Source organism: Psychrobacter sp. BF1 (genome assembly GCF_019279065.1).
GTDB classification, from domain to species: domain Bacteria; phylum Pseudomonadota; class Gammaproteobacteria; order Pseudomonadales; family Moraxellaceae; genus Psychrobacter; species Psychrobacter urativorans.
Map to the genome: position 1 here is coordinate 128,992 of NZ_JAGYWV010000002.1, position 26,927 is coordinate 155,918.

Consider the following 26,927-nt stretch of genomic DNA (forward strand, 5'->3'; position numbering starts at 1 on the left):
TTCTTGATAAGCGTGGCTGCTATTATTGGCATTTGACATCCATGCCAAATCACTAAAATAGTCATAAATATCGATAGGTTATAAACCCCTCGATAATACCTTACTAAAATATCAAAAACAAACGTTTTAGGTGTTGACTGTCATTATCCCGTAATAAACGGTAGAGTAATAACTATAATAGTGCAGCCGAGATTTTGACTAGTGCCATGCAGATAATAGTAGTAAAACTAGGAGAGTGGATTTTTTACTTCAAGGTTAGTTGATAATAAAAAGCCACTCAGCAAAGGCTAGTGGCTTAATATGTAGTACTGAGCGTGTTGGGCAAAAACCTTGGCAGCTGCTAGTTTTGATCTGCTAATGGATAAGCGGATAGCTCTAAGATACTAGTGTTGACGATGCGAAGCCATAAAGTCTCTGACTCGTTGCGAGTTTGGATTATCAAAGACTTTTTCAGGGGTACCTATCTCTTCCACCACGCCTTGATGCAAGAACACTACTTGGCTAGAAACTTCGCGGGCAAAACGCATTTCATGAGTGACAATCAACATAGTACGACCCTCTTCTGCCAACTCACGCATTACTACTAATACTTCGTTAACTAGCTCAGGATCTAGCGCTGACGTAGGCTCATCGAATAACAATACTCTAGGCTGCATAGCTAATGCACGAGCGATAGCCACTCGCTGAAGTTGACCGCCAGATAAATTGGCTGGGTAAGCGTCTTTTTTATCTAATAAGCCAACCTTATCTAATAATACTTCTGCATCGCTAATCGCTTGGTCTTTTTTTATCTTAAGAACCTGCGTTGGCCCTTCGATAATATTTTGCAGAATGGTCTTATGCGGCCACAAGTTAAAGTTCTGGAATACAAAACCCACACTGGCACGTAAGCTTTCAAGCTGTTTGATATCTGCCGCCTGCAACTCACCAGACTTATTAGGCTTTAATATTAGCTCTTCATCGCCTACTCTAATTCGACCTTGCGTTGGTTTTTCCAGCAAGTTAATACAGCGCAATAAAGTGGATTTTCCGGAACCGGATGAGCCCAGAATTGAGATAACATCCCCATCGTAGGCTGTAAGAGACACGCCTTTTAGGACAGCTAAGGAGCCATAGCTCTTATGTAAGTCTTGCAATTCTAAGGCGATAGGGCGAGTCGAGTCTTTAGTCATATCAGGCATGGTTCAGCATATTTCCGATTATTAATAAAAAATACATCATAAAAAAAGGCCAAGCCGCTAGTGCAGACTTGAGCCTTATTTTATCATCTTAGAACACAAAATGTGGCTATATAATAACACTATTAGCAGCTTTACCAATCAACTTAATAACATAAAGGTTTATTTTACAGAGTTGATTAGTCAGCCGCTTAATGGTCAAATTCAGTAAGTCGACACGTGTTCTTGCGTTTCACTACCATCTAATATTTCTGAGTCATCGATAGTGTTAGCTTCTGTGCCCTCTTCCGTGCCTAATTGATCAACAGTAGCCTTATTATCATCAGCTTCGGCGCTAACACTGCCATTGACTGATGCATCATCTGCAGTAACTGTACTATTGACGCTTTTAGTCCCTTGCTCTACATCACTAACCCCTGTAGCTTCTTGCTCTATAGCAGTTTGTGCATCAGCCGTAGTATCCGCTTCGGTAGTCGCAGCCTCTTTGTCAGCACAAGCACTTAATGTCAATGCCGCTACTGCCAAAGTAGCCATGAGTAGTTTCTTAGCTATTGGTAATGACGTGATCATAATAGTTACCTTTTTAGTGAAATTAAAAACTGTGATAATAAATAATAGTAGTTTGAACTTTTCCGACTAGCTTGCATCATAAGCTGTGCAACAAGTTAGGTTTATTAAGCAATGTCTAATAATCGACTACAGTAATTGTCTATTTTTAGCGGAGGCTTTGTTAATAAAGACTATTTTTTTCGCTGATTTTAAGATAGTAGCCAGCCCGCTAAAGCTTTCGAGACTTGTATTCAAAAAGCATAGGTCTAGCACAATAGCGGTAGAAAATAGTTTTGCTATTGTCAGTTAGACTTCTATATCGTCTATTAATCAGTCTTCCATATCGTCGTCAAAAGAATAGTCAACGTCGTTGTTATTTTCTTTATCATCGTTATTGTCAAAATCGTCAGCACTATTAACACTATCAGCACTATCAGCACTATCAGAATCATTGTCTTCGCTAGCAGTGGCCCTATCTAAATGGCCCTCTTGCGGATTAATCTTCACTAGGGTGACTGAGTTAACGGCTGCCCTGTATTCAGCAGCTACCGCTGAATTATCTAAATAAAGCCCCAAAATCAGGGCAATTACCGCCAAAGAGCCGTATAGCCATTTTTTGGATATTGCTGGTTTTCTAGAGTTGTTATCTTCCGTGGCCATCTTGGCTCTCCATAGTGGCTATGCCCTACCTAGCAATAAAGAACGATAATAGACTATCGGTTATAAGGGATAATTTGATAGTAACTATAATGGCAACTTGCAAGCACTACTTTAGTATTTACACCCTACTTGTGTTAAAAATACGTAACACTATTGGGCTAGGTTGACCATGCAACTAGCGCAGAGTTTAATTGTAAATGCTCAATACGCTTCAGCCAACATTACTCAAACAGGCCATCATTACTACTTAGTATGCTTAAATTCGCCTTTACTATCGCCTTAATCTGCTCTATGTTAAATAGCGTTAGGCAGTAAAGGGCCTAAAACTTCTATTTATATCAGCTTTTGCTACCATTTGGTATCTTTAACACTCTAATCATTTGCTACTTTCTCTGGTTTAAAAATCTTATAAACATAAGGAAAATAATACATGACTCAATCGATTACTACAGATATTGCTACTTATATGCAAAGCGTCGGTAAACAAGCACGTGCTGCCTCTCGCGCCCTTGCCGCTGCTAATACTAGTCACAAAAATGCTGCATTGATAGCTATTCATGATCAATTAGTCACTGCTAAGTCAGAGATTCTGGCGGCTAATAAAACAGATATGGATAATGGGCAAAAGAATAATTTAGACGCCGCTCTTCTAGATCGCTTAGAGCTTAACGTTGCTCGTTTTAATGGCATGCTTCAAGGCCTAAAAGATGTCTCGACTTTGCCTGATCCAATCGGTGAGGTCACTGATATGACTTTTCAGCCCTCAGGTATCCATCTAGGTAAGATGCGCGTGCCACTAGGAGTAGTGGGCATGATTTATGAGTCACGTCCAAACGTCACTTTAGAAGCGGCCTCTCTAGCCTTAAAATCAGGTAACGCTATTATTCTACGTGGAGGCTCAGAAGCTTTTGAGTCTAATCAAGCGATTGCTAAATGTATTCATCAAGGTCTCAAAGCTGCTGACCTTCCTGAGCATAGCGTGCAAGTACTACAGACTACTGATCGTGCAGCGGTCGGCGAATTGATCACTATGACTGCCTATGTCGATGTAATTGTGCCACGTGGTGGTAAAGGTTTGATTGAACGTATCAGTCGCGATGCCAAAGTGCCAGTCATCAAGCATTTAGATGGTAACTGTCATACTTATATCGACAGTGATGCCCAAGCCGAGATTGCGATAAAAGTCAGTGTTAATGCTAAGACCCATCGTTACGGTACTTGCAACACTATGGAGACTTTATTAGTAGATACAGCTGTCGCTGAAGAGCTGCTGCCTAAGATTGCTGAAGCGATTATTGCAGCGGACGAGGCGATGCAATTGCGTGTTGATGAGCAGTCATATGCTCTATTAAAAGACAATGCTAAGCTTGCTGGGCATCTATCGGCCGCAACCGCTGAAGATTGGGATACTGAATACCTTGCACCGATATTAGCGATAAAAATAGTTGCTGGCTTAGACGAAGCCATTGAGCATATCAATACTCATGGTAGCCATCATACCGATGTCATCATCACTGATAACTATACTAAGTCACAGCGCTTTATTCGTGAAGTGGACTCAGCTAGTGTGATGATTAATGCTTCAAGCCGTTTCGCTGATGGCTTTGAATACGGTCTGGGTGCTGAGATTGGTATTTCTACCGATAAAATCCATGCCCGTGGTCCTGTAGGTCTCGAAGGACTAACTTCACAAAAATGGATCGTTTATGGTCACGGTGAGACTCGTGCTTAGTGACTTTTATAATGGCTAATCGCTTTTATAACCATTAATGATATTCATCCTCTCGAACCACTAAAACGTCAGTATTGTTGCTGGCGTTTTTTATGCTTACGAACCATCATTACTACTAGCTTTTGTTTTGTGAGTGCTAATGATGTTGTATATACTGCTTTAACATAGACAGTTATTAAGGCAGTGCAGTTATGCAGAGTGGCGAAATTAAACACTGGAATCAAAGCCAAGGTTATGGCTTTATCGATGTTGATGATCAACCCGAAGATGTATTCTTTCATATCAGTAAAGTGCGACTATCGCAGCCAATAACTGTAGGCCAACGGGTGTATTTCAATAGTGAACGCAATGATAAAAACCAGCTACAAGCAACTGAAGTTACTTCCATTGCCTTAAGTATTGCTGAAAGCTCAGCACCAGATTCAATCAATCATTCACTAAAGCATAACTCTAAAAAAGCTAATGCGAATCGTCATCACAACACTAATAGCAATAGCAATAGCAATAGCAATAGCAATAGCAACCGTGCTAACCCTAATAAAAAAAGCAAGTTATCCACTCTATTTAGTTTGATCGCCATTATTGCTGTGGCGCTTTATTTCTTTGCCGACTTAAAGTCCAGCTTGTTTGCCAATGACTTAGCAACTAGCTCGCAAACTTCAAGCGCTCCCACTGGTGAAGCAACCGCGACATCTATCACTGGCGATGCGCAGATAGATCGTACTATTGCCCTGATTAAACAAGGTGGACCTTTCCCTTACCCCAATAAGGACGGCACTAGCTTTTATAATCGAGAAGGGCAACTACCCTCGCAGTCGTCAGGCTACTATCGGGAATATACTGTACCCACGCCCGGTGTATCTCATCGTGGCGCACGACGTATCGTCACTGGTGGCAATCCACCAACTGTCTATTACTTGACTCTAGACCATTACAACAGCTTTAGTAAACTTGAGGTAGACTGATATGAGCCAAGCCATTATTTATGTTAATAAAAACGATGCCGATAGCATCCCTAAGCAAGCTATCAATATCAATATCGAAGATGAATTAAATAAGGAGACGCTATTAACCAGCATAGCCAAAGCTGGCGATTTCCCCGCTTATTTCGGTCATAATTGGGATGCGCTATGGGACTGCTTAATAGATACTAAAATTAGATATTTGCAGTTGGATTTAGCAGATATAGAGAAGATTAATACCGAAGACTTTAATATGTTTAAAAGTATCATTGAGGACGCTTATCGAGACTTTGGGCAGCCGCAGTTATGGGTTATTGGCTGATATATTTATCGGTTACGTAGATTTTATATGATGTGCTGTGCTGTGCTGTGCTGTGCTGTGCCAACTGTATTAAAAATTAGTTTTTAATCAACCTTTAAGATATATAAGCTGAATGTTGGCGTTTTTTATATTTTGACCCTTATTCCTTATTCCTTACTTTAGTTAGAATCAAAGGATGGTTATAGGGGATCACTAAGCAGCCTTTGATTCTAGCTATTCTGTAATATTTCACTGCGGTTTTATTCATGAGGTTTTTGACCTTGAGCCATGTTATCTAGCATCATCGATAACCAGTGATTATTACTAGCAATATGCTGCTGCCCTAACTGCAATATCGTTTCAGCCGTCTGCACAGAATCAAGGTTGTCAGTCAATGACTCGGCAATATAGTCACGGCCATTAGCGACCATTTTCACCATACTCTCAGGCGTCACTTCAAAATGACATTGCCAGCCCATTAACCATGTCCCTTGCTGTTTGTGCAAAGCCGTTTGATAAGTAAACCCTTGATGCTCCCAAGTTTTTGAAGTCGCAATAGGTATAGCTCCTTTGGGAGACGCAAAGCCATCGCCATGCCAGTGAAACACCGTGAACGCCTCTTTCGGTAGGTCTTGCAATAAGCAATGCTGCTTACCCGCTTCGGTTAGCTCGATAGGCATCCAACCAATCTCCTTAATCCCCGATGGCTGCACGGTCGCTCCTAAACTGTCTGCGATCAGCTGTGCGCCAAGGCAAAAGCCGATGATGGTCTTGCCTGCACTAATACTCGCAGCGATAAGACGCTTTTCATCGGTAAGCCAAGCAAACTCAGCCTCGTCATGAATGCTCATTGGCCCGCCCATAATAATTAGCCAATCAAAACTGTCTGGCTCTGGCAGAGGATCACCATTATAAAATCGGGTGTAATTTATCTGATGGCCACGACTGTCTGCCCACTGGCCGATATAGCCCAAATCTTCAAAATCAACGTGGTAGAGGGCATGGATACGAAGAGTCATGGAGTGACCTTTTATAATTAATGAAGGGTTATAGTGACTTACAGGTTTTAAAAGCGTTGACTGGTCTTAATGACTAGGGCGTGTCCTCAATTGAATCATGAGGCTAAAAGTGAGATAGATTTTTGTCAGTCCATGGCAATTTTGCAGAGAATATAAGCATATTGTCTAGAAATTTTCGCAGAGTGACGAAAATATAGCCAGTTTTAGTCCATTACACGCTAGTGTTGTTAATTGAGGACTCGCCCTAAACCCTATGATTTAATGCCAATAGTATCGATTGCTATCATCAATCAAGCCTCGATGACGCTCACAGCCAAATAATAAACAACCAAAATACATACTGCGAATCTCTTGTTGAATATCATCTTGCGGCCTCGGCTGGTCGTCCGTCGCCAATATCATCTCTAGCCTATTGATTTCAGCTTTTTGTTGGTCAATAAAATTCAGTTTTTCCTTGAGCAATTGCTGTTTGTTTTCTAAACAATATTGCTCAGCTTCTAACTGGTTCTCTACTAAACACTGTTGCTCATTTTTCAGGGCTGTATTCATAGTTTTTCGCCATTTATCTCGATCACTTTGATAACCCGCATACCAAACCCAGTCCCAAGACTCATGAACTGCTTCATTCTCAGTTAACTGGGCAGCTAAGCTATACTTGCCTAATCTACTATATAGGCTGGCTACTGTTAAGTTACAGCAATCCCCATGATATCTGGCCTCATTCAATAGGGTTAGCGCCTTAGAATCATCGCCTAGTAATATATATAAGCGAGCTTTATCGAGTAAAATCTCATAGTACTTCTCTTCTAATATAGCAGCAGGAATACTGCTAAAGTCGCCCGTAAGCAACTCAGAAATTAAGGTTTGAGCCCTCTCAAAATAAGTAAATGCCTGCTCAAAGTTATCGATCATCGCATAAGCGCAGGCTATATTTTTATAAAAAAACACCCTCTTGTTTAAATGAGATTGGCGATAACTAGGCGCTATATTATTAATCTTATCGAGAGCTAACTGATAGGTACTGATAACCTCTTCATAATGCTCAACATCTCTAAGCGTGAATACCCCGTCTTCATTATAATTTTGCGCTAAGAGCATCTGCGCATAGCTGATATAAGGAAAATAAGACTGCGGCTGTCTCTTCATGACCTGCTTTTGTAGCAGCAAACCACGCTCGGGCTCACCGTATTCATGATGCAGCCAAAATGCTAGATTATGAGTATTCTCTATCGAAGGATTTACCTGATAAGCCCTCTCAAAATACTCTAAATCTTTATCCCCGTCTGGGTGCTCCATATAATATAGAGCGATGATGGCTAATAATTTGTCATCATCAGGATAATCAGCTAACCGACTGAGTAATTGATCGATATCTGGTGTCATCGCCAAGGTCTATTCCTATTATTATTTTTTAACATTGCCTGCTTAGAGCCAGCAAGAAAGGCTTGACCTAACCGCCAAGCCAGCCTCGGCTTAAGCCACACTCTTTCCAATTGATTTTTACCTCATCCGTGAGAATACCTATGGGATAACTGAACGAGCCGCCACCCAGATAGAGCTCATCGCCTAGCTTGTAAGGCTTGCCTTCAAAGACTAGCGTTTGTTCTTCCTCATCCCAAGAGAAGGACGTATCGGCCAATACCAACAACAAACTGTTTTCATGTGTAGGCAAGCTGTCCTTGCCATCAGTTAAGACCAGACAGTTTCGGTAGGAGCGTAAATAGCCTGCGTTCATGGCGGTCAATCTACCCATCAGTGGGGTTGGCGACCAAGTGGCGATTTGCAAGGGTTGCTTTATTGGTTCCGATTTAATAATGAGTGTAGGTTCGGGCACATCCGTTTGCACAATCTTAGGTGTCTCTACAGGAATCTCTAAAGCTTGGCTTACACAACCTGAAAGCAATAGCGCCACGAATACTGACCCAAATAAACTTAGATTATTTGACAATGACTGCTCCTTAGAGACTCAATTTTTAGACAATATCGTAGTGAATCCTAACTTACCAACGAAGATTAGAAAATCAAAACCACGATAAGTATTGATAGTGTATGCGCAAAGAGCAAGATTAGCATTGATATGCTAAAAAAACCTACATTTTCGACCCACAAAAAAACCGCCTAGCAAAAAGCTAAGCGGTTTTTTTAATACTATTAATAACCAATTAAATAGTCATTAATCAAACAGTCACTAATTAAAGCTTACTGATTTTTAGCATAAACCGGTTTTTTCGTGCAGATTGCTTCAACCTTTTCGCGCACTTCGGCTAGTACTTTTTCATCGCCACGAGCGTCGAGCACGTCACACATCCAGCCAGCTAACTCTTTTACGTCTGCTTCATCGAAGCCACGAGTAGTCACAGCGCCCGTACCGATGCGAATACCAGAAGTGACGAACGGAGATTTTGGATCGTTAGGTACAGCGTTTTTATTAACCGTAATGTGTGCATCACCCAACCATTTATCGGCCTCTTTACCAGTCATTTCTTGCTTAACTAAGCTGATAAGCATTAGATGGTTTTCAGTACCGCCAGAGATGATTTCATAGCCACGCTCTTGAATGACTGCCGCCATAGCTTTGGCGTTTTTGATCACTTGCTGCTGATAAGTCTTAAAGTTATCTTCCAAAGCTTCTTTGAAGCAAATCGCTTTGGCAGCGATAACATGCATCAATGGGCCACCTTGGTTGCCTGGGAATACTGCTGAGTTGATTTTTTTAGCTAGCTTATCATCACGTGACATGATGATGCCTGAGCGTGGGCCACGTAAGGTTTTGTGAGTAGTACTAGTCACTACGTCAGCGAACGGCACTGGGTTAGGATAAGTGCCCGTAGCGGCCAAACCGGCGATGTGAGCCATATCGACTAAGAAGTAAGCACCAACTTCATCAGCGATATCACGGAAACGCTGCCAATCGACTACTTGTGAATACGCTGAAAAACCAGCAATAATCATTTTAGGCTTATGCTCACGCGCTAAGCGGTCAACTTGGTCATAATCAATAAGACCAGTCTCTTCAACTAAGCCATACTGCACAGCATTGTAGTTAATACCTGAGAAGTTGATGTGAGCGCCATGAGTCAAGTGACCACCAGCGTCAAGGCTCATACCTAAGATAGTATCATTGGCAGCAAGAAGCGCTAAAAATACTGCTGAGTTGGCTTGGCTACCTGAGTGTGGCTGCACGTTGACGTATTCAGCACCGAACAACTGTTTTGCACGGTCAATAGCTAACTGCTCAACGATATCTACGTGCTCACAACCACCATAATAACGCTTGCCTGGATAGCCTTCTGCGTATTTATTGGTAAGATCTGAACCTTGGGCTTCCATTACAGCTTGTGAGCAATAGTTCTCTGAAGCGATAAGCTCAATATGATTTTCTTGACGTACGCTTTCAGCTTCCATAGCAGCAGAAAGAGCTGGGTCATATTCTTTTATAGAGATATCTTTAAACATAGTTATGTCCTATATAGAGTATTTTTTATGAGAAATATTACTAGAGGGAAATATTAAAGAGATTAGCCCAAAGGAGGCTTGCCATACACAACAATACTGTTTATGCGCCGTTGCATATTGAATTTCGTTGTCGCACAAGTGTACCATGAAACCTTATATCATTAACGCAAAAAATACGCATTTTGAACTGAGTCAGTTGTATAAAATGCTCATCCGCATCGGCAAATAATACCGTCATAAGCTTAGTTTTTTAATAATTTCACCCTTACAACTATCTGTTATCTGCTTAGAATGTTTACAAAGCAATTTGCATAAAATCATTGCCATAAAAATAGCCACCCGAGGGTGACTGTGTTCAATTATAAAATCAGATTAGGTAAAATTTACTGCTTCACTACTACAGCCTTTATAAAGCTACGATTTAGCGTACATTGCTATCTCTATCGTATGTTTACTAATGGCTTAGCGACCCAGCCTTGGCCTTTATCGCTATGGACATAGTAATAACCGTTTTGCTCATTGCCCATATAAACCATAGGATCATCTTGAGACAATACGGCGACCGCACTTGACGAGCCGTTAGCTTGCGAGTACAAGTTAGTCTTCTGTAGCTTACCTGCTAACATAGATCCAGACTCCAACTTGCTATTGGTGTTTTGTGATGCTTGACCTATAAAACCGACTTCTTCCCCTAAGTTACTTACCGCTTGCTTACTACCTCGAATCGTATCAGCCGTGCGTCCAATTGAGCTAATAGTGTTTTGGACATCGTATATGCTGTCTAAAAACCCTGCACTAGCACTAAGTGGTGCAGTTATCGTTAGCATTAGTACAGCTAACGTAGCCGCTGAGCGTGGTAAACAAGTAACTGGTGACAGAGTCATAAATAATCCTCAGGGCGATAGAAGTCTGTATTGTCATAATCTAATAATTATATAATAAATTCCTTATACCAAACAAGTGTTTTTAATTTTGTTATTAGCCAATAAGCCCTATTGATTATATGCCTTTGTATTGCTCTGTTCTAAGGATAATGTAGCTAAAAATTCTGGCAAAAAAGTTTCGCTAATTAATAGCTTACGGCCGTACCAGTCGTAGCAAGTTTGTCGTTGCCAGCCCTGCTTAGTATCGTTAATACCGCGCTGATTAGGCAAAGTGCGACTGCGCTTAAACAATACATATCCAATCGGCGTACCTTTTAGTTGCTGTAAGCGTTTGGCTCGTCCTCGTAAACTGGACACTGGAAAAATACTTTGTGCCCATACCCATGCCTGCTCACTATCGCCATATAACTGCACCTCACGCACCCACGCCATCATAGGGCGGTTTAGCGCTGAACCTTGTAAACCCAATTGGCGCTTTTGTACTAACGACAAACGGCGATAGCCTTCAAACTGGCGTTGCACTCGTAGTGGCTGCCCTGCTTTGGCCTCTAGCATTGCCGTCAGCGATCCTTTAGCTTCAAGCCACGGTAACAGTTGTGCAGCTGGCTGGGTTATACAGGAATAGGAGTTATTAAGCTGCGACATAATCAGATAAAGCCCTTAAGCATTACTATCGAATATTGGCATATTATCATTGTTAAACGGCAAAGCCTCATGCGCCTGCTGTCTATACTGCGCCATACGTGAGCGATCTTCTTTACAGAAATTGGCTATTGCAGGGATAAATCGTGAGTCAAAAATCCGATGCAGCGAGTGGGTTTTGGTCGGTATAAAGCCACGAATAAGCTTATGCTCGCCTTGAGTACCTGGATCAAAATAGTTTAAGCCTTGCTCAATGGCAAACTCGATACCTTGGTAATAGCACAGCTCAAAATGCAAACTATCGTACTCACCAAGCGCACCCCAATAGCGACCGTATAAAGTTGTCGCTCTATTATCTGCTGAACTATCATCACTGCTAAATGCATCCGGTACATCATACAAGAATAAGCTGCTAGCAATAATCTCACCAGCGCTATCAAGCGCTTGCGCCAACATAAGATGCTCAGGCATTCTAGCTGCTAGTTGCATAAAGAAGTCAACGCTCAAATAAGGCTGCTGGCCACGTACCGCATAAGTCATCACATAACAATGATAAAATGCTTTCCAGTCTTGGTCAGTGATAGCATCACCACATTTACGCACACAAGTAATACCTTGTGCTGCCACTTTACGCCGTTCAGCACGAATAGTTTTACGCTTTTTGGCAGTCAAGGTCATGATAAAACCGTCAAAATCAGCAAAGGGCTGCTCGTTATCTAGCAAACTTTTATTTTGCCATAAAAACTGACAGCCTTGACGCTCTAAAATAGGCGTAGTAAAAGCGTTAGGACTTATCAGTTCAGCATTTTCATCGCTAGCATTACTATCATTATGACTATTGGCTAGCGCCTCCGCTATCTCATTATCTGTCGAAGCAGCAAGCGCTGCCAGCTCAGGGGTCACAAACAAGCCATGCCAGCTCGATGCACCTACTTGTTGAGCGAGGTCATCAACCCCTGCCATAGCCGCTTCAATAATGTGAGTATTGAGAGTCTCGCCTTCTACTAGCCACAAGCGCTGACCGGTAATAGGGGTATAAGGCGAACTAGTCACTAGACGCGGATAGTAATCGATACCATAACGGGCGTAGGCTTCAGCCCAAGCATAATCAAAAACGAACTCGCCTTGATGATGGCCTTTGACGAACACCGGCATTACCGCTACTGGCTGCATCAGGCTTTCATCAATGATCGCTTTATCAGCATCTTGACTGTTTAATTGACTGTTGTTGGTATGATTTTTATTAGCATCGCTGTTATTAGCATCGCTCCTACTGGCATCAGGGTTATCAGTGTCGCTGTTACTACCTGCTGCTGTCCCAGCACGATACACTAATACAAAAATAGGTAACCAACCAGCTTGCTCACCAATAGCATCAGTAGCATGCAAAGCTTGCCAAAATGCAAAAGACATAAATGGGGTGTCAGGAGTCTGCCACTTAGCCCTATCTTGCCAGCTCATATCACCGACGAGTGCATACTGTAAACTCATAATGCTCACCATTTATTTTGGAAGGTTTCTAGGGTAGCAAAATTCCAGCCAATTGCTGTCACGATTTGCAAAAATCATCTCGGTTTTTAGGCAAATTATAGGCAAGCTTAAGCTGGACATTGATTTATCATACTCAATACCCCTTAGGAGAATACTATGCTTATTTTTCTATAGAATCTATCTTTTGCGGTTACCAGAAAGCTAGCGCTATACTGATCATTAGCTGTCTGACGCTTTTAATTGCCTGCAATAGTCAACAGATCAGTGACAAGTCAGCCTTAGGCAATAACCTCGCTGCGCAAACCAATCCTGATAAGATTAAACGTAATAGCATCGATGATCGAGCGCAGAGCAATAACCATTTAGATAGTAATGCTGTCATTAAAATTACCGATACTTTTGATCCTTAAACTACTACTGTCTACTGGCTAAAAACAGCCAACCACTAAGTAATTTGCGGTTAAGGATACAAGCTATATCAATGCTGCTTGCACGCAAATGATGTAATTTATACTAATCACTGGTAGAATAATGCTTTTAATAGTCTAATATAATTCAGATACCGCGGATACGAGCGAGAATAGTATTCTAAGTTCAACATGCAAGGTTGACATCGCATTCAACATCCTAATTGATTTATAGCAGGCTAACTATAGTTAGTCTCTCTCTTTCAGACCGTACAGATTACATCATCAAAACGGCTTAGGTTAATGAACGTTTTCAGAGCGTTCACGCCCGTAAATTAAAGACCAGTCAACAAAAAAAGCTACGCAAACTTGAACGCCTTCCGCAAACTACCTGCAGTGTATTTGATCCAATCGCCCAGTCCATTATTTTATAGGGCTATGTACCACTATTAAATTAAATTTGAGCCTTATCAACCACAACCTAAAGGAATGTCATACTACAATGTCAAAAATCATTTATACAAAAACTGACGAAGCTCCAGCGCTCGCAACCTTATCATTCTTGCCTATCGTAAAGGCTTTTACTAACACCGCTGGCATTACTATTGAAACCGCTGATATCTCTCTAGCGGGTCGCATCATTGCTTTATTCTCAGAGTTTTTACCTGAAGAGCAACGCATTCCTAGCGCATTCGTAGCTTTGAGTGAATTGGTAAAACAACCTAGAGCAAACATCATCAAATTGCCTAACATCAGCGCTTCAATTCCGCAGCTTAAAGCGGCGATTAAAGAGTTGCAAGATAAAGGCTATGATCTACCTGATTATCCTGATCACCCAGAAACAGACGTAGAAAAAGATGCACGCGTGCGTTATGACAAAATCAAAGGCAGTGCTATCAACCCAGTTTTGCGTGAAGGTAACTCTGATAGACGTGCACCAAAAGCGGTTAAAGCATTTGCAAGAAGCCATCCGCATTCAATGGGCGCATGGAGTGCCGATTCTCAGTCTCACGTTTCTACTATGAGCCATGGTGATTTTGCTGATACTGAACAATCAGTAACTCTTGCTGAAGCCACTGATTACCGTATCGTTCATACTGCTGATGACGGCACCGTTACTGAGTTAAAGTCGCCAGCTCCCCTACTAAAAGGCGAACTAATCGACGCCGCTATCTTAAGCCATAAAGCTTTAGTTGAGTTCTTTGAAGAACAAGTAGAAGACGCTAAAAAATCAGGCATATTGTTCTCGTTGCATCTAAAAGCCACGATGATGAAAGTTTCTGATCCTATTATCTTTGGTGAAGCAGTAAAAGTTTATTTCAAAGAGTTATTTGCTAAGCATGGCGATACTTTTGCAGCGCTAGACGTCAACGTTAACAATGGCTTTAGCAATCTGCTAGCTAAGATACAAGAGCTACCAGAAGCAAAACGTAAAGAAATCGAAGCTGATATTCAGAGCATCTATGAAAGCAACCCAGATCTTGCCATGGTCAATTCAGACAAAGGCATCACTAACCTACACGTACCAAGCGATGTGATCGTCGACGCTTCAATGCCAGCGATGATTCGTAGTTCTGGTAAAATGTGGGGCGCTGATAATAAGCTGCATGATACTAAAGCCGTTATCCCAGATAGCAGCTACTCTTGCATCTATGATGAAACTATCAAATTCCATAAAGAATTCGGTGCGTTTGATCCCACGACTATGGGTTCAGTTCCTAACGTTGGCTTGATGGCGCAAAAAGCTGAAGAATATGGCTCACATGATAAAACTTTCTTAATACCTTCTGCCGGTAAAGTACAAGTTATCGATAGTAATGATAAAGTCTTAACTGAGCATAAAGTAGAAGCCGAAGACATTTGGCGTATGAATCAAGTCAAAGATGCGCCGATTGAAGACTGGGTTAAATTAGCCGTGACTCGTGCTCGTGCTAGCAAGATACCAACTATCTTTTGGTTAGATAAAAAGCGTCCACATCACGCAGAATTGATCAAAAAAGTTGAACACTATCTAAAGGATCACGACACTAGCGACTTAGATATTCGTATCATGCCTGTACGTGAAGCTACTCGTTTCACTTTAGAGCGCCTAAAAGACGGTAAAGACACTATCTCAGTAACGGGTAACGTATTGCGCGATTACCTAACCGATCTGTTCCCAATTTTAGAGTTAGGAACTAGCGCCAAAATGTTATCAATCGTGCCCCTTATGAATGGTGGTGGTCTGTTTGAAACTGGTGCTGGTGGTTCAGCTCCTAAGCACGTTGAGCAACTAGTAGAAGAAAACCATCTACGTTGGGATTCACTAGGTGAGTTCTTAGCTCTAGCAGTATCTTTAGAGCATCTAGCTACTCATGAAGATAATGCAAAAGCGCAGATATTGGCCGATACCTTAGATATGGCAACAGAAAAACTGTTATTGAACAATAAATCACCATCACGCAAAACGGGTGAGTTGGATAACCGTGGTAGCCACTTCTATCTAGCTATGTACTGGGCGCAAGAGCTGGCCGCGCAAAACGATGACGCTGAGCTAAAAGAGAAGTTTGCACCTTTGGCACAAAAACTGGCTGATAATGAAGACGCTATTGTCAAAGAGCTCAACGACATTCAAGGCAAAGCTGTCAATATCGATGGTTATTATTTCTTCGATGAAAAACTAGCCACTGACGTGATGCGTCCAAGTAAGCTATTAAATGAGACTATTGCTTCTTTGTAATTGCATGTTTGTCATTACTTAATGGCAATCGCAGTTAAATAATGACTGAGCTACAGGCACACTAAGCTGGATTGGTTTTTTTACAACTGAAAACGTTGCAGAAAAACTCAGCTGGCCTTAGGATAGTCAAAGTCTTTATCCTAGCAACACCTCAAGAGTCTAAGACTGTTGAGGTGTTTTTTATTGTCAAAATTAACAGCTTCAATTGACAATTATTGAGGTCTGTCCTACTGTAGGAACTTGCTTTATAGATATCTTTGATTCGGTAATAATAATAAACTGTCTTACCATTGTTATATACTAGTGGCACTGATACTAATATTACTCTTAGCTGTTCACAAATAAGGGTTTAGCCCAATAACTAGCTAATGGACTCATTAATTGGCTAATAGACTAAACCACTTATATTATCTTTAATGGGCGTCTTGTCTGAAATAGTGTTGCAAGCTACTGGCAGCTCTGCACAGGTTTTGCTTTATTTTGAGCTATTAGACACGCTCTATCGTTAACGACAACCTAAAGGGATGACCTACAACAATGTCAAAAATTATTTATACAAAAACCGACGAAGCCCCAGCGCTGGCAACCCTATCCTTTTTACCTATAGTAAAGGCTTTTACTCATACAGCAGGGATTGCTGTTGAAACTACTGATATCTCAGTTGCCGCGCGAGTGTTGGCTGAATTTCCAGAGTATTTAACTGAACAACAGCGTGTCCCTGACAATCTAGCGGAACTAGGTCGCTTAACCCAAGACCCTAATACTAATATTATTAAACTGCCTAATATCAGTGCTTCGGTTCAGCAGCTCAAAGCTTGTATAAAAGAGTTGCAAAGCAAAGGTTACGCTATACCCAATTTCCCAGATGATCCAAAAACAGAGGAAGAACAACAGCTGCGTCAACGTTATGGCAAAAGCCTAGGCAGCTCAGTGAACCCTGTACTGCGTGAAGGTAACTCAGACCGCCGTGCACCCAAAGCGGTTAAAAACTATGCTCGTAAGCATCCGCATTCAATGGGTGAATGGAAGCAATGGTCACAAACTCATGTATCACACATGCACAGCGGCGACTTTTATGCAGGTGAGCAATCTATCACATTAGATAAAGCCCGTACCGTGCGTATGGAACGCTTAGCCGACGATGGTACGGTTAATGTCTTCAAAACAGGCATCGCTTTGCTTGATAAAGAAGTCATCGACCTTATGTTCATGAGCAAAAAGGCACTGCTTGAATTCTATGAGCGTGAAATGGAAGACTGCCGTGAAGCAGGTATTTTATTCTCCTTGCACGTAAAAGCCACGATGATGAAAGTATCGCATCCTATCGTCTTTGGTCATGCGGTTAAAACTTATTATAAAGATGCCTTTAACAAACATGGTGCTTTCTTTGATGAGTTAGGCATCAATGTTAATAACGGCATGGCAGATCTATACGACAAAATCTCAAAATTACCCGCATCAACACGTGAAGAGATTGAGCGCGACTTACATGCTTGCCAAGTACACCGTCCACGTTTGGCGATGGTTGATTCTTCAAAGGGAATCACTAACTTCCATTCACCAAGTGACATCATCGTAGATGCTTCTATGCCTGCTATGATTCGTAACGGCGGTAAAATGTGGGGTGCTGATGGTAAGCCCTATGATTGCAAAGCGGTTATGCCTGAGTCTACCTTCGCTCGTATTTATCAAGAAATGATCAACTTCTGTAAATGGCATGGTAACTTTGATCCAACGACTATGGGTACAGTGCCTAACGTCGGTCTAATGGCACAAAAAGCCGAAGAATACGGCTCGCATGACAAGACTTTTGAAGCAAGCGATGATGGTATTGCGCGTATTGTTGACGAAGAAACCAATGAAGTTTTACTTGAGCAGCGTGTTGAGAAAGGCGATATCTGGCGCATGTGTCAGGTAAAAGATGAACCTATCCAAGATTGGGTCAAGCTGGCCGTACGTCGCGCCCGCGAATCTAATACACCAGTCATCTTTTGGTTAGACCCGTATCGCCCACACGAAAACGAGCTGATCAAAAAGGTCAACATGTATCTAAAAGATCACGATACTAAAGGCTTGCACATCGAAATCATGTCACAAGTTCGTGCGATGCGCTATACCTTGGAGCGCGTTGCTCGTGGTCTTGATACCATCTCTGCTACTGGTAATATCTTACGTGATTACCTCACTGACTTATTCCCTATTTTAGAGTTAGGCACTAGTGCAAAAATGCTGTCAGTAGTACCACTAATGAAAGGCGGCGGTTTGTTTGAAACCGGCGCTGGTGGTTCAGCTCCTAAGCATGTCCAGCAATTGGTTGAAGAAAACCATTTACGTTGGGATTCATTAGGAGAGTTCTTGGCTTTGACGGTATCTTTGGAGCACTTAGCCGAGAACGATAATAATGCTAAAGCTAAGATATTAGCCGATACTCTTGATAAGGCTACAGAAGAGCTATTATTAAATGACAAATCACCTTCACGCAAAACGGGTGAGTTAGATAACCGTGGTAGTCACTTCTATTTGGCTATGTACTGGGCACAAGAGCTTGCAGCGCAAGATAAAGACAGTGAGCTTGCAGCACAGTTTGCGCCATTAGCACAAAAACTCGCTGATAATGAAGCGGCGATTATTAAAGAGCTAAATGAAGCTCAAGGCAAACCAGTAGATATCCATGGCTACTACCTTGCTGATGAAAAACTAGCCGAGCAAGTAATGCGTCCTAGTAAGTTATTTAACGAAGCTTTGGCATCTTTATAACTTTTATGGGCTTATTGTGCTTAGATAATTGCGCTTAGGCGGCTTTATTGCTTGACGCTATTTAGGCTTATAAGTAAAGCACCTCAATGGTCTAAGACTATTGGGGTGTTTTTTGCTGTAAAGATTGCTAACATGGCGTTCACTTGTCTGATTTTTATTTAATTTTGCTTCGTTTATTTAGGAACCTCTGTCTTATGTCGACCTCTAGTATCGTGTTGTTTAACAAACCTTATGGGGTACAGAGCCAGTTTCGTGATGATAGTAATAATGATCATACGACTTTATCTGAGTACTTTAACGATAAATCACTGCGCATAGCCGGTAGACTCGATGCTACCTCAGAGGGTTTATTGATACTGACTGATGATGGGCGGGTGAATAAAGCCATTACCCAGCCACCAAAAACCAATAAATTTGCTCGCTCTACTACCAAACAAGGTAAGACTTATTTAGTACAAGTTGAAGGGCTAGCGACACCATTGCAGCTGCTAGCATTAACAAAAGGGGTGTTATTAAAAGACGGGAAGACCTTACCTGCCAAAGCCGTGCTAGTTAATGAGGCTGAGTTACCAATCCAGCTTTGGCAACGTGATCCTCCTATCCGAGAACGCAAAAACATCCCTACTTCATGGTTGATGCTGACCATTTATGAAGGTAAAAATCGCCAAGTCCGACGTATGACTGCCCAAGTTGGACTGCCTTGTCTACGTTTAATTCGCTGGTCAGTAGCAGGTTTTGAGCTAGGAGACCTTGCGGTAGGTGAACAGTTACGTATTGAGCTAAACCCTGAGCATTATAAGCAATTAGCTATTAACAATTAAGGTTTAACCGCTATAAGCTCTAGTTATGACAGCAGTGACTGAACTTGAGGCCTAAATGAGATAAAGCGACGTCTGCTATGCTTTTATAGCCGCTGAACTCAGTATTATTAATACATTGGCAACTTGGAGTCTCGAACCAGTAAGGTTACTCTGTTAGTATTTATGATATGGTTTTTTATAGTGTAGCCCTATGCTCTACCAATCTATTATATCGCCAGTTTAAGTTAAGGACCGCTCATGATTAGTCGTTATCGTCTTGCTCTCGTTGCTATTAGTACTTGTGCAACACTTGTAGTCAGCGCTTGTCAACCAACCACTAGCTCGGTAGAAACTACTGAGGCCACGGCAGCTGAACCAGTCAAACCATCAATCTCTACAGATGAAGCGACAACTGCTACTGAGGTTGAGGCTAGTACTGAAGCTTATACTGATAACAATATATCAGCGAGTGATATGGTGGCGGATCAAGCACCGCTGACTGATATGGGTAAGGACTACACTAAGTCGCTAACTAGAATGTATGATGAGATGAAGATTGGTATGGGCTATAACGATCCAGACGCTACCTTTGCTAAAGCTATGCTTGGCCATCATCGTGGTGCACTCGACTTAGTCACTATCGAATTAAAGTATGGTGATGATGCTAGTATGCAGGAGCTTGCTCAACGAATTGGCGATGAGCAGCAAGCTGAGATGGCCATTATTAACAAATGGCTGGCCAGCCATCTAGACGCGGCTAAGCCTAAGCTTGAAACTGCATTTGTACAGCAGGATTATAAGGATAGCACGCAGCCGATGTATGACCAGATGATGTTAGCTAGCACAGACCCAATAGCTGATCTAGCATTTGCTCGCAGTATGCTTGCGCATTATGTTGGCGCTGCTGATATGGCGATGATTGAGATAAAATATGGTACAGATGAAGATATGCTGGCATTAGCTAGAGCTATTATTGACGAGCAGCAGCCTACTAAAAAAATGCTGCAACAATGGATTGCTATGCATCCAAGCATTGAAACAGTATCTAATGATGACTTAAATAGCGCCGAAAGCACAGCAGTCGCAGAGGCTATTAAAAAGACTGTACCAGCTACTAAGACTAAGCCTGCCGCTTAAGTTGCTTGGACAGCTGCAACTTTAGGAGCCCTTGTCTTAGCAACACGCTCGACGCTTATTTAGTTATTAACTTAGAGTTAGACCATGATGTTTAACTCTAAGTGTTTTATTTATAAAGTATTATTTTAACTTTTTGCTGTTGATAGGACTTCTAGCCAATTTTGCCAGGCAGGGGCTTGCTTAGGGTCAACATTATCTCTAGTGCTATTAGCATCATTATTGAAACGCAAATTTACTTTATGTATAGAGGGTGCGGCCAATACTTCTTGCAAGTTGTCTTGCCTATCTCGTTGTACAGCGGGTAATACCGTGACGCATAGCAGCTCATCGCGGCGGAATAGATGACAGCCAATGGCATGGTCATTATTAGCCACTGCTAAAGCGACTAGCTGCTTATTATCGGCTTTTATACCATCGAGGGCGATAATCACGTCATTAGCAGAGATACCTGCCAGCGCCGCTGCGCTACTACGTTGTACTCGATTAACTTTTAACCCAGCAGCAGTCTCCGTACAGCTCATACCCCAAGGCATCTTTTTATCGGCACTGTCTTTAGAGTCCACTTGAATTTTGATCCCATTCGCGCTTAGCAGGCGTTCGATAGGTAACTCTTCTACCCCATTGATATAACGTCCCTCAAAGTCCTCCCAGTCCGCTTGTGGCATAAATTGACTGATAACTTGCCCCATATCAGCGCTACTAATACCAATGCGTTGGCTGCCCTGTTGCTTAGCTTGTCCATAAAAGGCTTTTACCACATCGAATAGACGATACTGACCAGCGCTTTTTTCTAGTAAGCTCAAGTCTAGGCATAAGGCTACTAATGCGCCTTTATTATAGTAACTAATACCAGCATTAGCAGTGTTCTCATCGCTACGATAGAGCTTGATCCAAGCATCAAAGCTCGACTCTGCTACGCTTTGTTGGGCCCGTCCAGGAGTTTGATAATAACGACTGATCTGCTCAGCTAACAAGGTAAGATAGCTGGATTTATCGATAACAGCTGATGCTTGTAGCATAAAGTCATCAATATAAGAGGTAAAGCCTTCGAACACCCAAAGTAACGGGGTAAATACTTCACGGCGCAAATCAACATCGATCATCACGTCTGGACTTACTGTCTTCACCCACCAAGAATGAAAATACTCATGGCTACACAAGCCTAAAAAGCGCTGGTAATCAGAACTCGGCATTACAGGCTCATTGCTACTAGGCAGATCACGGCGCGGGGTAATGAGGCTAGTAGAGTTGATATGCTCTAAACCACCATAATCTTGACCGCTGGCATAAGTCATAAAAGTATAATCATTAAAAGGCGCACCCCCTAGCCAATTAAGATAGGTTTGGCATATTTGGGTGATATCTTGCTGTAATCGGCCCATATTGGCACTATGCTTACCTGAGAGATAGAAGCGATGGCTTAAAGCCTGATTATTAGCATCTTGAATAATAAAATCAAAGAACTGTTGGCTGGCAATCTCAAACGGATGATCAATCAGCTGATAATAACTGTCTGCTTGTAAACCATAACCTTGTTGGTTGGCACCCTGTTGATTAAGGCTTTGCACATGGCTAGCATCAAGTCCACAAGCCAACTCAACGTCAGCCTGATTTTTATCACCCAAAAAGGCAGCTGGCACTAATAGATTGACTTGTACTGGCGCCTGCTCTTGCCCCTCAACAGCTAACGCTAAGGAGGTAAAATTGCCATATAAACGCTGCTGATCGACATAAGCTGTACGTACAGATAAGTCATAACAATAGACTTCATAATATACGCTCAACCTTTGCCCTGCTTTTACCGCTGGTAGCTGCCAAGTATTTTTGTCTATTTTTTGACCACGATACAATTTATTGGGCGCATTATTAATATTAGCCTCAGTATCAGTATCAGTATCAGTATCAGTATTTAACACCTTATAGTGAACGGCGGTAATATGACGGGCAAACTCACGTATCAGGTAACTGCCTGGAATCCACACTGGCAACCATAATTGCGGCGCATCAACAAGCGCAGTAAAGTTTAAGGTGACATCCACTAGATGCTCATTAAAGCGCTCAAAATTGATACAGTAGTTGATGGCAGTAGTATTATCACTGTCTACTACTGTTTTATTTGCTTGATCATTAGGGGTTTTGGATATAGTAGTCATAGTCTATACTTATAGTAATATTTACCTTTATGGTAAAAGTCATTAGCAAAAAACGCAACGGCTAAACCGTGAGTAATGAGTATGCGGGATAATAATTAGCTTAAAAACAGCTGATATATTATATAATTAGTTTTTTTTATTGTTTTTACCTTGAAAGTTATTAACACCATCTCAATTAAAGAGGCTAACTGTCACAGTTACTTTAATAAACTGCTTATAATCGACTGATATTTTGGCTTTATAGCGTAAAGATTGGCTTTTTCAGGTTTATTGCAACCGAATTTAATTTTTATAATATATTTAGGATAATTTATGACTACTATCACAAAAGATACTGCTGTCAAATTTAACTATACTTTAAAAGATGACGAAGGCAACGTGCTTGACCAATCTCCAGAAGGTCAACCTTTAGCTTATTTGCATGGCCATAGCAACATCATTCCAGGCCTTGAGCAACAACTCGAAGGTAAATCTGCTGGCGAAAGAGTCAATGCAGTCGTTGAGCCTGTTGATGGCTACGGCGAATATCAAGAACTAGCGGTACAAAAAGTACCTCGCGACAATTTTCAAGGCGTAGAAGACATTCAGCCTGGTATGCAGTTTCAGTCAGAAGCTGGCGGCCAAGTAATGCTAGTTACTGTTACTGACGTTAATGACAAAGAAGTTACTGTAGATGCTAACCATCCACTAGCTGGTAAGCGTTTGACTTTTGATGTTGAAATCCAAGAAGTACGTGCAGCTACTGAAGACGAACTAAACCACGGCCATACTCATGGTGCTGGTGGCGTTGAGCACTGATCTCAATTGATTGATTAGCGAAATATTTAGCCAATAACTCTGTCAAAGATCTATCTATAGATCTAAACAGAGTGATAGTCTAGATCTAAAAAAGCCAGTGGCAATAGTTACTGGCTTTTTTGTGGCTGATTATCGTTATTTAATAAATAGCAGTTATTTACTAGGAGGCATTTAATAGTAATTATTGAATAAGAGCTATTTGCTAGATTAATAATAATTCTATGCCTGTAACCTCTACCGCAACAAGCTATAACCGTCCTTAACAAGCTATCTCAAAGCCATAACCTACTAGTCAGCGGCATTATTAAACCCTAAAAATTAATCAGCCGCCAGACGCAACAAAACCGTATAACGATAATCGCTATACGGTCTCTATTACTCACTTAACTGTCAATTTACAACAGTTATCTAACTATTTTTACTAGCGTTAGTTAATACTTAATCCCGAAGTACCCACTAACCAACAGTCATTCAGCTTTATCATCCATAACCAGCAATCCATCCCTAGATCAATTTATACGCTGTGAGAAAATACCAATCCCTAGTATCCTAAAACAGTATCGATAAACAATATCATTAAATTGTGCTGTGAGTCCATAATCGCAGATTAGCTCAAAGTCAGTAAGTCGCTAAAACGTCATTAGACGTAAGCATATGCTTACATCGACCTAACGACAATTTTAGCGCCTATTTTAGTGGCAAATTTAATGACTAGTCTACCATTATAGTTTTTGCTCAGGACTAGCTAGTACTGATGATTCAGCATTCAGCATCAAGTAAGCCGCTTCATTAACAAACACCTCACTTTCTGGTAGCTTGGGACGTTCACTCTCTTTCAATTGACTGAGTTCTTCGAACTTTGCATCCATAGCAGCTTGATAAGTATTCCAGTTAGAGTATTGCTTTTCACCAGTAGCCTGTAAACGCTTATTTTCAGCGGCTAAAGTACGGTTTTCGATCAGCTGCATTTTGGCACGGCGCTTATTAATATCCAGATCTATAGGTTTTTTCTCATCATCCATATTACGAATATCGTTGAGTGTCGACAGATAGACAAACTGCGGATCTTGCTGCTGACGAATCTTTGACTGCTGATTAAGCGTGGCTAAGGTACTGTTACTAAACTTAGCTTCAGGCTTATAAGGCGCTGTTTTTATAGTATCCCAAGGTAAAGCTTTTTTCTGAGCACGCTCACCAAAAGTCGCATCATCATAAATATTGACTAGTTTGATATCAGGTACCACACCTTTATTCTGCGTACTACCACCAGTGATTCGATAGAATTTACGCTGAGTCAAAGTCGCTGAACCCAATGCCAAAGTATCCAGTTGAATTTGTGCTGAACCTTTACCAGTAGTTGTGCTACCTACTACCAATCCACGGCCATAGTCTTGGATAGCAGCAGCAAAAATCTCACTAGCAGAAGCTGAGGCTAAGTTGGTTATCACCACCATTTTGCCATCATACAGCTGCTTGCCACCATCATCATCACGATAGACTTGGATATTACCTCGGTTATCACGAATCTGTACTAGTGGCCCACTCTTGACGAATAGCCCTAACATTTTAGCCACTTCATCTAATGAGCCGCCAGGGTTATTACGTAGATCAACGACTAACCCATCTATATTTTGTTTATTAAGCTCTGTTAAGGCTTTTTCGGTATCGATGCTGACACTACGATAGTCTTCACCATTACGACGTGCACGATAGTTCAGATAAAAGCTAGGTATCTCTAACACCCCTATGCGTTTAGGAGTAGCGTCAATATTAGGACGCTGGACTTCTACTACTCGATGAGTAACACCGGATTCTTCTTGCTGAATAATGTCACGTACTACAGATATAGTACGAGCAGCGGCGTCAGGAGTATTGGGCTGACGTACCTTTAGTGTCACTGAAGTACCACGTTTACCACGAATAAGGCCGACGATCTCACGCGTTGACCAACCTACTACGTCAGTCATAGTTTTACCGTCTTTAGCAATACCGATGATCAAGTCATTAGGCTTGATTTGACCACTTTTAGCCGCTGGCCCCCCATCGACTAAAGTCACAATACGAGTATAGTCTGGGTTTTTGCGATCAGGTCGGATAGAGACCCCGATACCTTCTAGCTGTAAGCTGGATTGGATTTGTAATTCATTAGCTTGAACAGGGGCATAATAGTTGCTGTGCGGATCATAAGTAAGCATGGCAGTATTGAGTACGGTTTCCATGATTTCGTCATCGTTAAGACGCGTCATTTGTGCTTGCTGACGCGAAAAACGATTCATCAATATCTCACTTGGCGTACGCTGATCATCACGTACTAGATCTTGTCCACGCGTAATATCAGGATTACTTAGGAATACTTTTTCTTTAGCCTTTTCGTCCTCTTGACCTAAAGTAATGCTCATAAGCTGGAACTTTAATTGCTGCTCCCAATAATCGCGTTGGGCTTTTTTAGTAGTGAAATGGGGGAGCTTTTCCCGATCCAGTACTATAGTCTCGTTGCCCGTTAGTTTTATTTTAGTCTTGAGCATTTTTGTCGCCATCTCGAAATACTCATTTGAGCGTTTGCGATAACGCTCAAATACATCGACACCGGCTGATAGATCACCACGTTTGAGACGATTGCCAAACTCGCTACCATACTTTTTGGTGAACTCATCGACGTCAGACTGCAAAAACAAAGTATGATTAGGATCTAAGCTATCAATGTACATCGCCAAAATTTCACTACCCATCTTTGTATCAAGTGGCTGATTTAAATAATGGCTTCTATCAAGTAAGGCGGCAACCTGGCGAGTAGTGAGCTTTTGCTCTGGAGTGCCTACAAAGCCTTCTGTATTAGTGTCTGCTAGTGCTGTGCCATAGCTTTGGCTCAAGATCACACCAGCGAGACCAACTGAAGCGGCGCTTAGTAACCACTGTGCGGGTTGTTTTTTCATCATATCTACCTAGTTGTTTTGAATAGTGGTATTAAGTTGGAAACTAATTATTATTAGGGCTATTGAATATCGGTGTTAATTAACAAGCTAATAGTCTAAGGATTGATCAATTATAAATAGTGCAAAGCTAGATAACAAATGATTTAACTGCCATTGAAAACCACTTAAACTGCGCTAAAAATCTAGTTGAAAAATTGATAGTAGCATGCGAATTAAAGACAAATTGTCTCAAACTGTATAAACAATCTTACACTCTGTCCTTAGCTATACCAAACTTTCTTTTATGTTTATCCTCGCACTGTTGCTAATCTAGCACTCTGTCTAAAGATAGCTGGATAAGCCTAATATA

General features: G+C 41.5%; 21 protein-coding genes. 9 read left to right on the forward strand and 12 right to left on the reverse strand.

Going from position 1 to position 26,927, the window contains the following annotated elements; translation table 11 throughout:
• Positions 1 to 383: 383 nt before the first annotated feature.
• The 3 genes from KZA12_RS03465 to KZA12_RS03475 all read right to left on the reverse strand — a co-directional run bounded on the left by KZA12_RS03465 (position 384) and on the right by KZA12_RS03475 (position 2,387).
• Positions 384 to 1,181, reverse strand: coding sequence for an ABC transporter ATP-binding protein (locus KZA12_RS03465; RefSeq protein WP_373416575.1), 798 nt, complete (start codon positions 1,179 to 1,181; stop codon positions 384 to 386).
• 201 nt (positions 1,182 to 1,382) lie between these two features.
• Positions 1,383 to 1,748, reverse strand: a complete 366-nt coding sequence (locus KZA12_RS03470; protein ID WP_218689244.1) for a hypothetical protein — start codon at positions 1,746 to 1,748, stop codon at positions 1,383 to 1,385.
• A gap of 309 nt (positions 1,749 to 2,057) precedes the next feature.
• Entirely contained in the window at positions 2,058 to 2,387 is a 330-nt protein-coding gene (locus KZA12_RS03475) for a hypothetical protein (RefSeq protein ID WP_218689245.1), read from the reverse strand.
• 430 nt (positions 2,388 to 2,817) lie between these two features.
• Here KZA12_RS03475 and KZA12_RS03480 point away from each other — a divergent pair, with 430 nt between their 5' ends.
• The 3 genes from KZA12_RS03480 (at position 2,818) to KZA12_RS03490 (ending at position 5,403) form a co-directional block, all read left to right on the forward strand.
• Positions 2,818 to 4,119: a glutamate-5-semialdehyde dehydrogenase gene (locus tag KZA12_RS03480; RefSeq protein WP_218689246.1), complete on the forward strand. Its 1,302-nt coding sequence runs from the start codon at positions 2,818 to 2,820 to the stop codon at positions 4,117 to 4,119.
• Positions 4,120 to 4,310: 191 nt separating this feature from the next.
• On the forward strand, positions 4,311 to 5,084 hold the full coding sequence (locus tag KZA12_RS03485; RefSeq protein WP_218689247.1) for a ribonuclease domain-containing protein: 774 nt from the start codon (positions 4,311 to 4,313) through the stop codon (positions 5,082 to 5,084).
• 1 nt (position 5,085) lies between these two features.
• Positions 5,086 to 5,403 (forward strand): barstar family protein, encoded by a 318-nt coding sequence (locus KZA12_RS03490; protein WP_218689248.1) that lies wholly within the window; start codon positions 5,086 to 5,088, stop codon positions 5,401 to 5,403.
• A 239-nt stretch (positions 5,404 to 5,642) separates the two neighbouring features.
• On the opposite strand, the gene KZA12_RS03495 is transcribed toward KZA12_RS03490, so the two are convergent.
• The 7 genes from KZA12_RS03495 to KZA12_RS03525 all read right to left on the reverse strand — a co-directional run bounded on the left by KZA12_RS03495 (position 5,643) and on the right by KZA12_RS03525 (position 12,874).
• Positions 5,643 to 6,401: a type 1 glutamine amidotransferase gene (locus KZA12_RS03495; RefSeq protein ID WP_218689249.1), complete on the reverse strand. Its 759-nt coding sequence runs from the start codon at positions 6,399 to 6,401 to the stop codon at positions 5,643 to 5,645.
• A gap of 258 nt (positions 6,402 to 6,659) precedes the next feature.
• Positions 6,660 to 7,790, reverse strand: coding sequence for a lipopolysaccharide assembly protein LapB (locus KZA12_RS03500; protein WP_218689250.1), 1,131 nt, complete (start codon positions 7,788 to 7,790; stop codon positions 6,660 to 6,662).
• A gap of 61 nt (positions 7,791 to 7,851) precedes the next feature.
• Positions 7,852 to 8,349, reverse strand: coding sequence for a hypothetical protein (locus KZA12_RS03505; protein ID WP_218689251.1), 498 nt, complete (start codon positions 8,347 to 8,349; stop codon positions 7,852 to 7,854).
• Between the two features lie 251 nt (positions 8,350 to 8,600).
• Complete coding sequence (gene glyA / locus KZA12_RS03510) at positions 8,601 to 9,857, reverse strand: serine hydroxymethyltransferase (RefSeq protein WP_218689252.1); 1,257 nt, start codon at positions 9,855 to 9,857, stop codon at positions 8,601 to 8,603.
• A gap of 440 nt (positions 9,858 to 10,297) precedes the next feature.
• Positions 10,298 to 10,741 (reverse strand): hypothetical protein, encoded by a 444-nt coding sequence (locus KZA12_RS03515; protein WP_218689253.1) that lies wholly within the window; start codon positions 10,739 to 10,741, stop codon positions 10,298 to 10,300.
• A 108-nt stretch (positions 10,742 to 10,849) separates the two neighbouring features.
• Entirely contained in the window at positions 10,850 to 11,386 is a 537-nt protein-coding gene (locus KZA12_RS03520; protein WP_218689254.1) for a chorismate lyase, read from the reverse strand.
• A gap of 15 nt (positions 11,387 to 11,401) precedes the next feature.
• Positions 11,402 to 12,874, reverse strand: a complete 1,473-nt coding sequence (locus KZA12_RS03525) for a GNAT family N-acetyltransferase (protein ID WP_218689255.1) — start codon at positions 12,872 to 12,874, stop codon at positions 11,402 to 11,404.
• A gap of 119 nt (positions 12,875 to 12,993) precedes the next feature.
• Here KZA12_RS03525 and KZA12_RS03530 point away from each other — a divergent pair, with 119 nt between their 5' ends.
• The 5 genes from KZA12_RS03530 to KZA12_RS03550 all read left to right on the forward strand — a co-directional run bounded on the left by KZA12_RS03530 (position 12,994) and on the right by KZA12_RS03550 (position 20,694).
• Positions 12,994 to 13,284: a hypothetical protein gene (locus tag KZA12_RS03530; protein ID WP_218689256.1), complete on the forward strand. Its 291-nt coding sequence runs from the start codon at positions 12,994 to 12,996 to the stop codon at positions 13,282 to 13,284.
• A 499-nt stretch (positions 13,285 to 13,783) separates the two neighbouring features.
• Positions 13,784 to 16,000, forward strand: coding sequence for an NADP-dependent isocitrate dehydrogenase (locus KZA12_RS03535; RefSeq protein WP_218689257.1), 2,217 nt, complete (start codon positions 13,784 to 13,786; stop codon positions 15,998 to 16,000).
• Between the two features lie 537 nt (positions 16,001 to 16,537).
• Positions 16,538 to 18,757, forward strand: coding sequence for an NADP-dependent isocitrate dehydrogenase (locus KZA12_RS03540; protein ID WP_201621783.1), 2,220 nt, complete (start codon positions 16,538 to 16,540; stop codon positions 18,755 to 18,757).
• Between the two features lie 194 nt (positions 18,758 to 18,951).
• Positions 18,952 to 19,578, forward strand: coding sequence for a pseudouridine synthase (locus KZA12_RS03545; protein WP_218689258.1), 627 nt, complete (start codon positions 18,952 to 18,954; stop codon positions 19,576 to 19,578).
• A 237-nt stretch (positions 19,579 to 19,815) separates the two neighbouring features.
• On the forward strand, positions 19,816 to 20,694 hold the full coding sequence (locus tag KZA12_RS03550; protein WP_218689259.1) for a DUF305 domain-containing protein: 879 nt from the start codon (positions 19,816 to 19,818) through the stop codon (positions 20,692 to 20,694).
• A 125-nt stretch (positions 20,695 to 20,819) separates the two neighbouring features.
• Here KZA12_RS03550 and KZA12_RS03555 read toward each other — a convergent pair whose 3' ends face one another.
• A complete protein-coding gene (locus KZA12_RS03555; RefSeq protein WP_218689260.1) occupies positions 20,820 to 22,847 on the reverse strand; it encodes a M61 family metallopeptidase in 2,028 nt (675 codons plus the stop codon).
• Positions 22,848 to 23,159: 312 nt separating this feature from the next.
• On the opposite strand from KZA12_RS03555, the gene KZA12_RS03560 reads away from it, so the two are divergent.
• A complete protein-coding gene (locus KZA12_RS03560) occupies positions 23,160 to 23,645 on the forward strand; it encodes a peptidylprolyl isomerase (protein WP_201621779.1) in 486 nt (161 codons plus the stop codon).
• A gap of 722 nt (positions 23,646 to 24,367) precedes the next feature.
• On the opposite strand, the gene KZA12_RS03565 is transcribed toward KZA12_RS03560, so the two are convergent.
• Positions 24,368 to 26,578, reverse strand: a complete 2,211-nt coding sequence (locus tag KZA12_RS03565; protein ID WP_201621778.1) for a carboxy terminal-processing peptidase — start codon at positions 26,576 to 26,578, stop codon at positions 24,368 to 24,370.
• Positions 26,579 to 26,927 lie beyond the last annotated feature (349 nt).

What these genes read in the sequence shown, in the direction of transcription:
- KZA12_RS03465 (WP_373416575.1), bottom strand. Translation starts at nt 1,181, where the DNA reads ATGCCTGATATGACTAAAGACTCGACTCGCCCTATCGCCTTAGAATTG.
- KZA12_RS03470 (WP_218689244.1), bottom strand. Translation starts at nt 1,748, where the DNA reads ATGATCACGTCATTACCAATAGCTAAGAAACTACTCATGGCTACTTTG.
- KZA12_RS03475 (WP_218689245.1), bottom strand. Translation starts at nt 2,387, where the DNA reads ATGGCCACGGAAGATAACAACTCTAGAAAACCAGCAATATCCAAAAAA.
- KZA12_RS03480 (WP_218689246.1), top strand. Translation starts at nt 2,818, where the DNA reads ATGACTCAATCGATTACTACAGATATTGCTACTTATATGCAAAGCGTC.
- KZA12_RS03485 (WP_218689247.1), top strand. Translation starts at nt 4,311, where the DNA reads ATGCAGAGTGGCGAAATTAAACACTGGAATCAAAGCCAAGGTTATGGC.
- KZA12_RS03490 (WP_218689248.1), top strand. Translation starts at nt 5,086, where the DNA reads ATGAGCCAAGCCATTATTTATGTTAATAAAAACGATGCCGATAGCATC.
- KZA12_RS03495 (WP_218689249.1), bottom strand. Translation starts at nt 6,401, where the DNA reads ATGACTCTTCGTATCCATGCCCTCTACCACGTTGATTTTGAAGATTTG.
- glyA (WP_218689252.1), bottom strand. Translation starts at nt 9,857, where the DNA reads ATGTTTAAAGATATCTCTATAAAAGAATATGACCCAGCTCTTTCTGCT.
- KZA12_RS03515 (WP_218689253.1), bottom strand. Translation starts at nt 10,741, where the DNA reads ATGACTCTGTCACCAGTTACTTGTTTACCACGCTCAGCGGCTACGTTA.
- KZA12_RS03520 (WP_218689254.1), bottom strand. Translation starts at nt 11,386, where the DNA reads ATGTCGCAGCTTAATAACTCCTATTCCTGTATAACCCAGCCAGCTGCA.
- KZA12_RS03525 (WP_218689255.1), bottom strand. Translation starts at nt 12,874, where the DNA reads ATGAGTTTACAGTATGCACTCGTCGGTGATATGAGCTGGCAAGATAGG.
- KZA12_RS03535 (WP_218689257.1), top strand. Translation starts at nt 13,784, where the DNA reads ATGTCAAAAATCATTTATACAAAAACTGACGAAGCTCCAGCGCTCGCA.
- KZA12_RS03540 (WP_201621783.1), top strand. Translation starts at nt 16,538, where the DNA reads ATGTCAAAAATTATTTATACAAAAACCGACGAAGCCCCAGCGCTGGCA.
- KZA12_RS03545 (WP_218689258.1), top strand. Translation starts at nt 18,952, where the DNA reads ATGTCGACCTCTAGTATCGTGTTGTTTAACAAACCTTATGGGGTACAG.
- KZA12_RS03550 (WP_218689259.1), top strand. Translation starts at nt 19,816, where the DNA reads ATGATTAGTCGTTATCGTCTTGCTCTCGTTGCTATTAGTACTTGTGCA.
- KZA12_RS03555 (WP_218689260.1), bottom strand. Translation starts at nt 22,847, where the DNA reads ATGACTACTATATCCAAAACCCCTAATGATCAAGCAAATAAAACAGTA.
- KZA12_RS03560 (WP_201621779.1), top strand. Translation starts at nt 23,160, where the DNA reads ATGACTACTATCACAAAAGATACTGCTGTCAAATTTAACTATACTTTA.
- KZA12_RS03565 (WP_201621778.1), bottom strand. Translation starts at nt 26,578, where the DNA reads ATGAAAAAACAACCCGCACAGTGGTTACTAAGCGCCGCTTCAGTTGGT.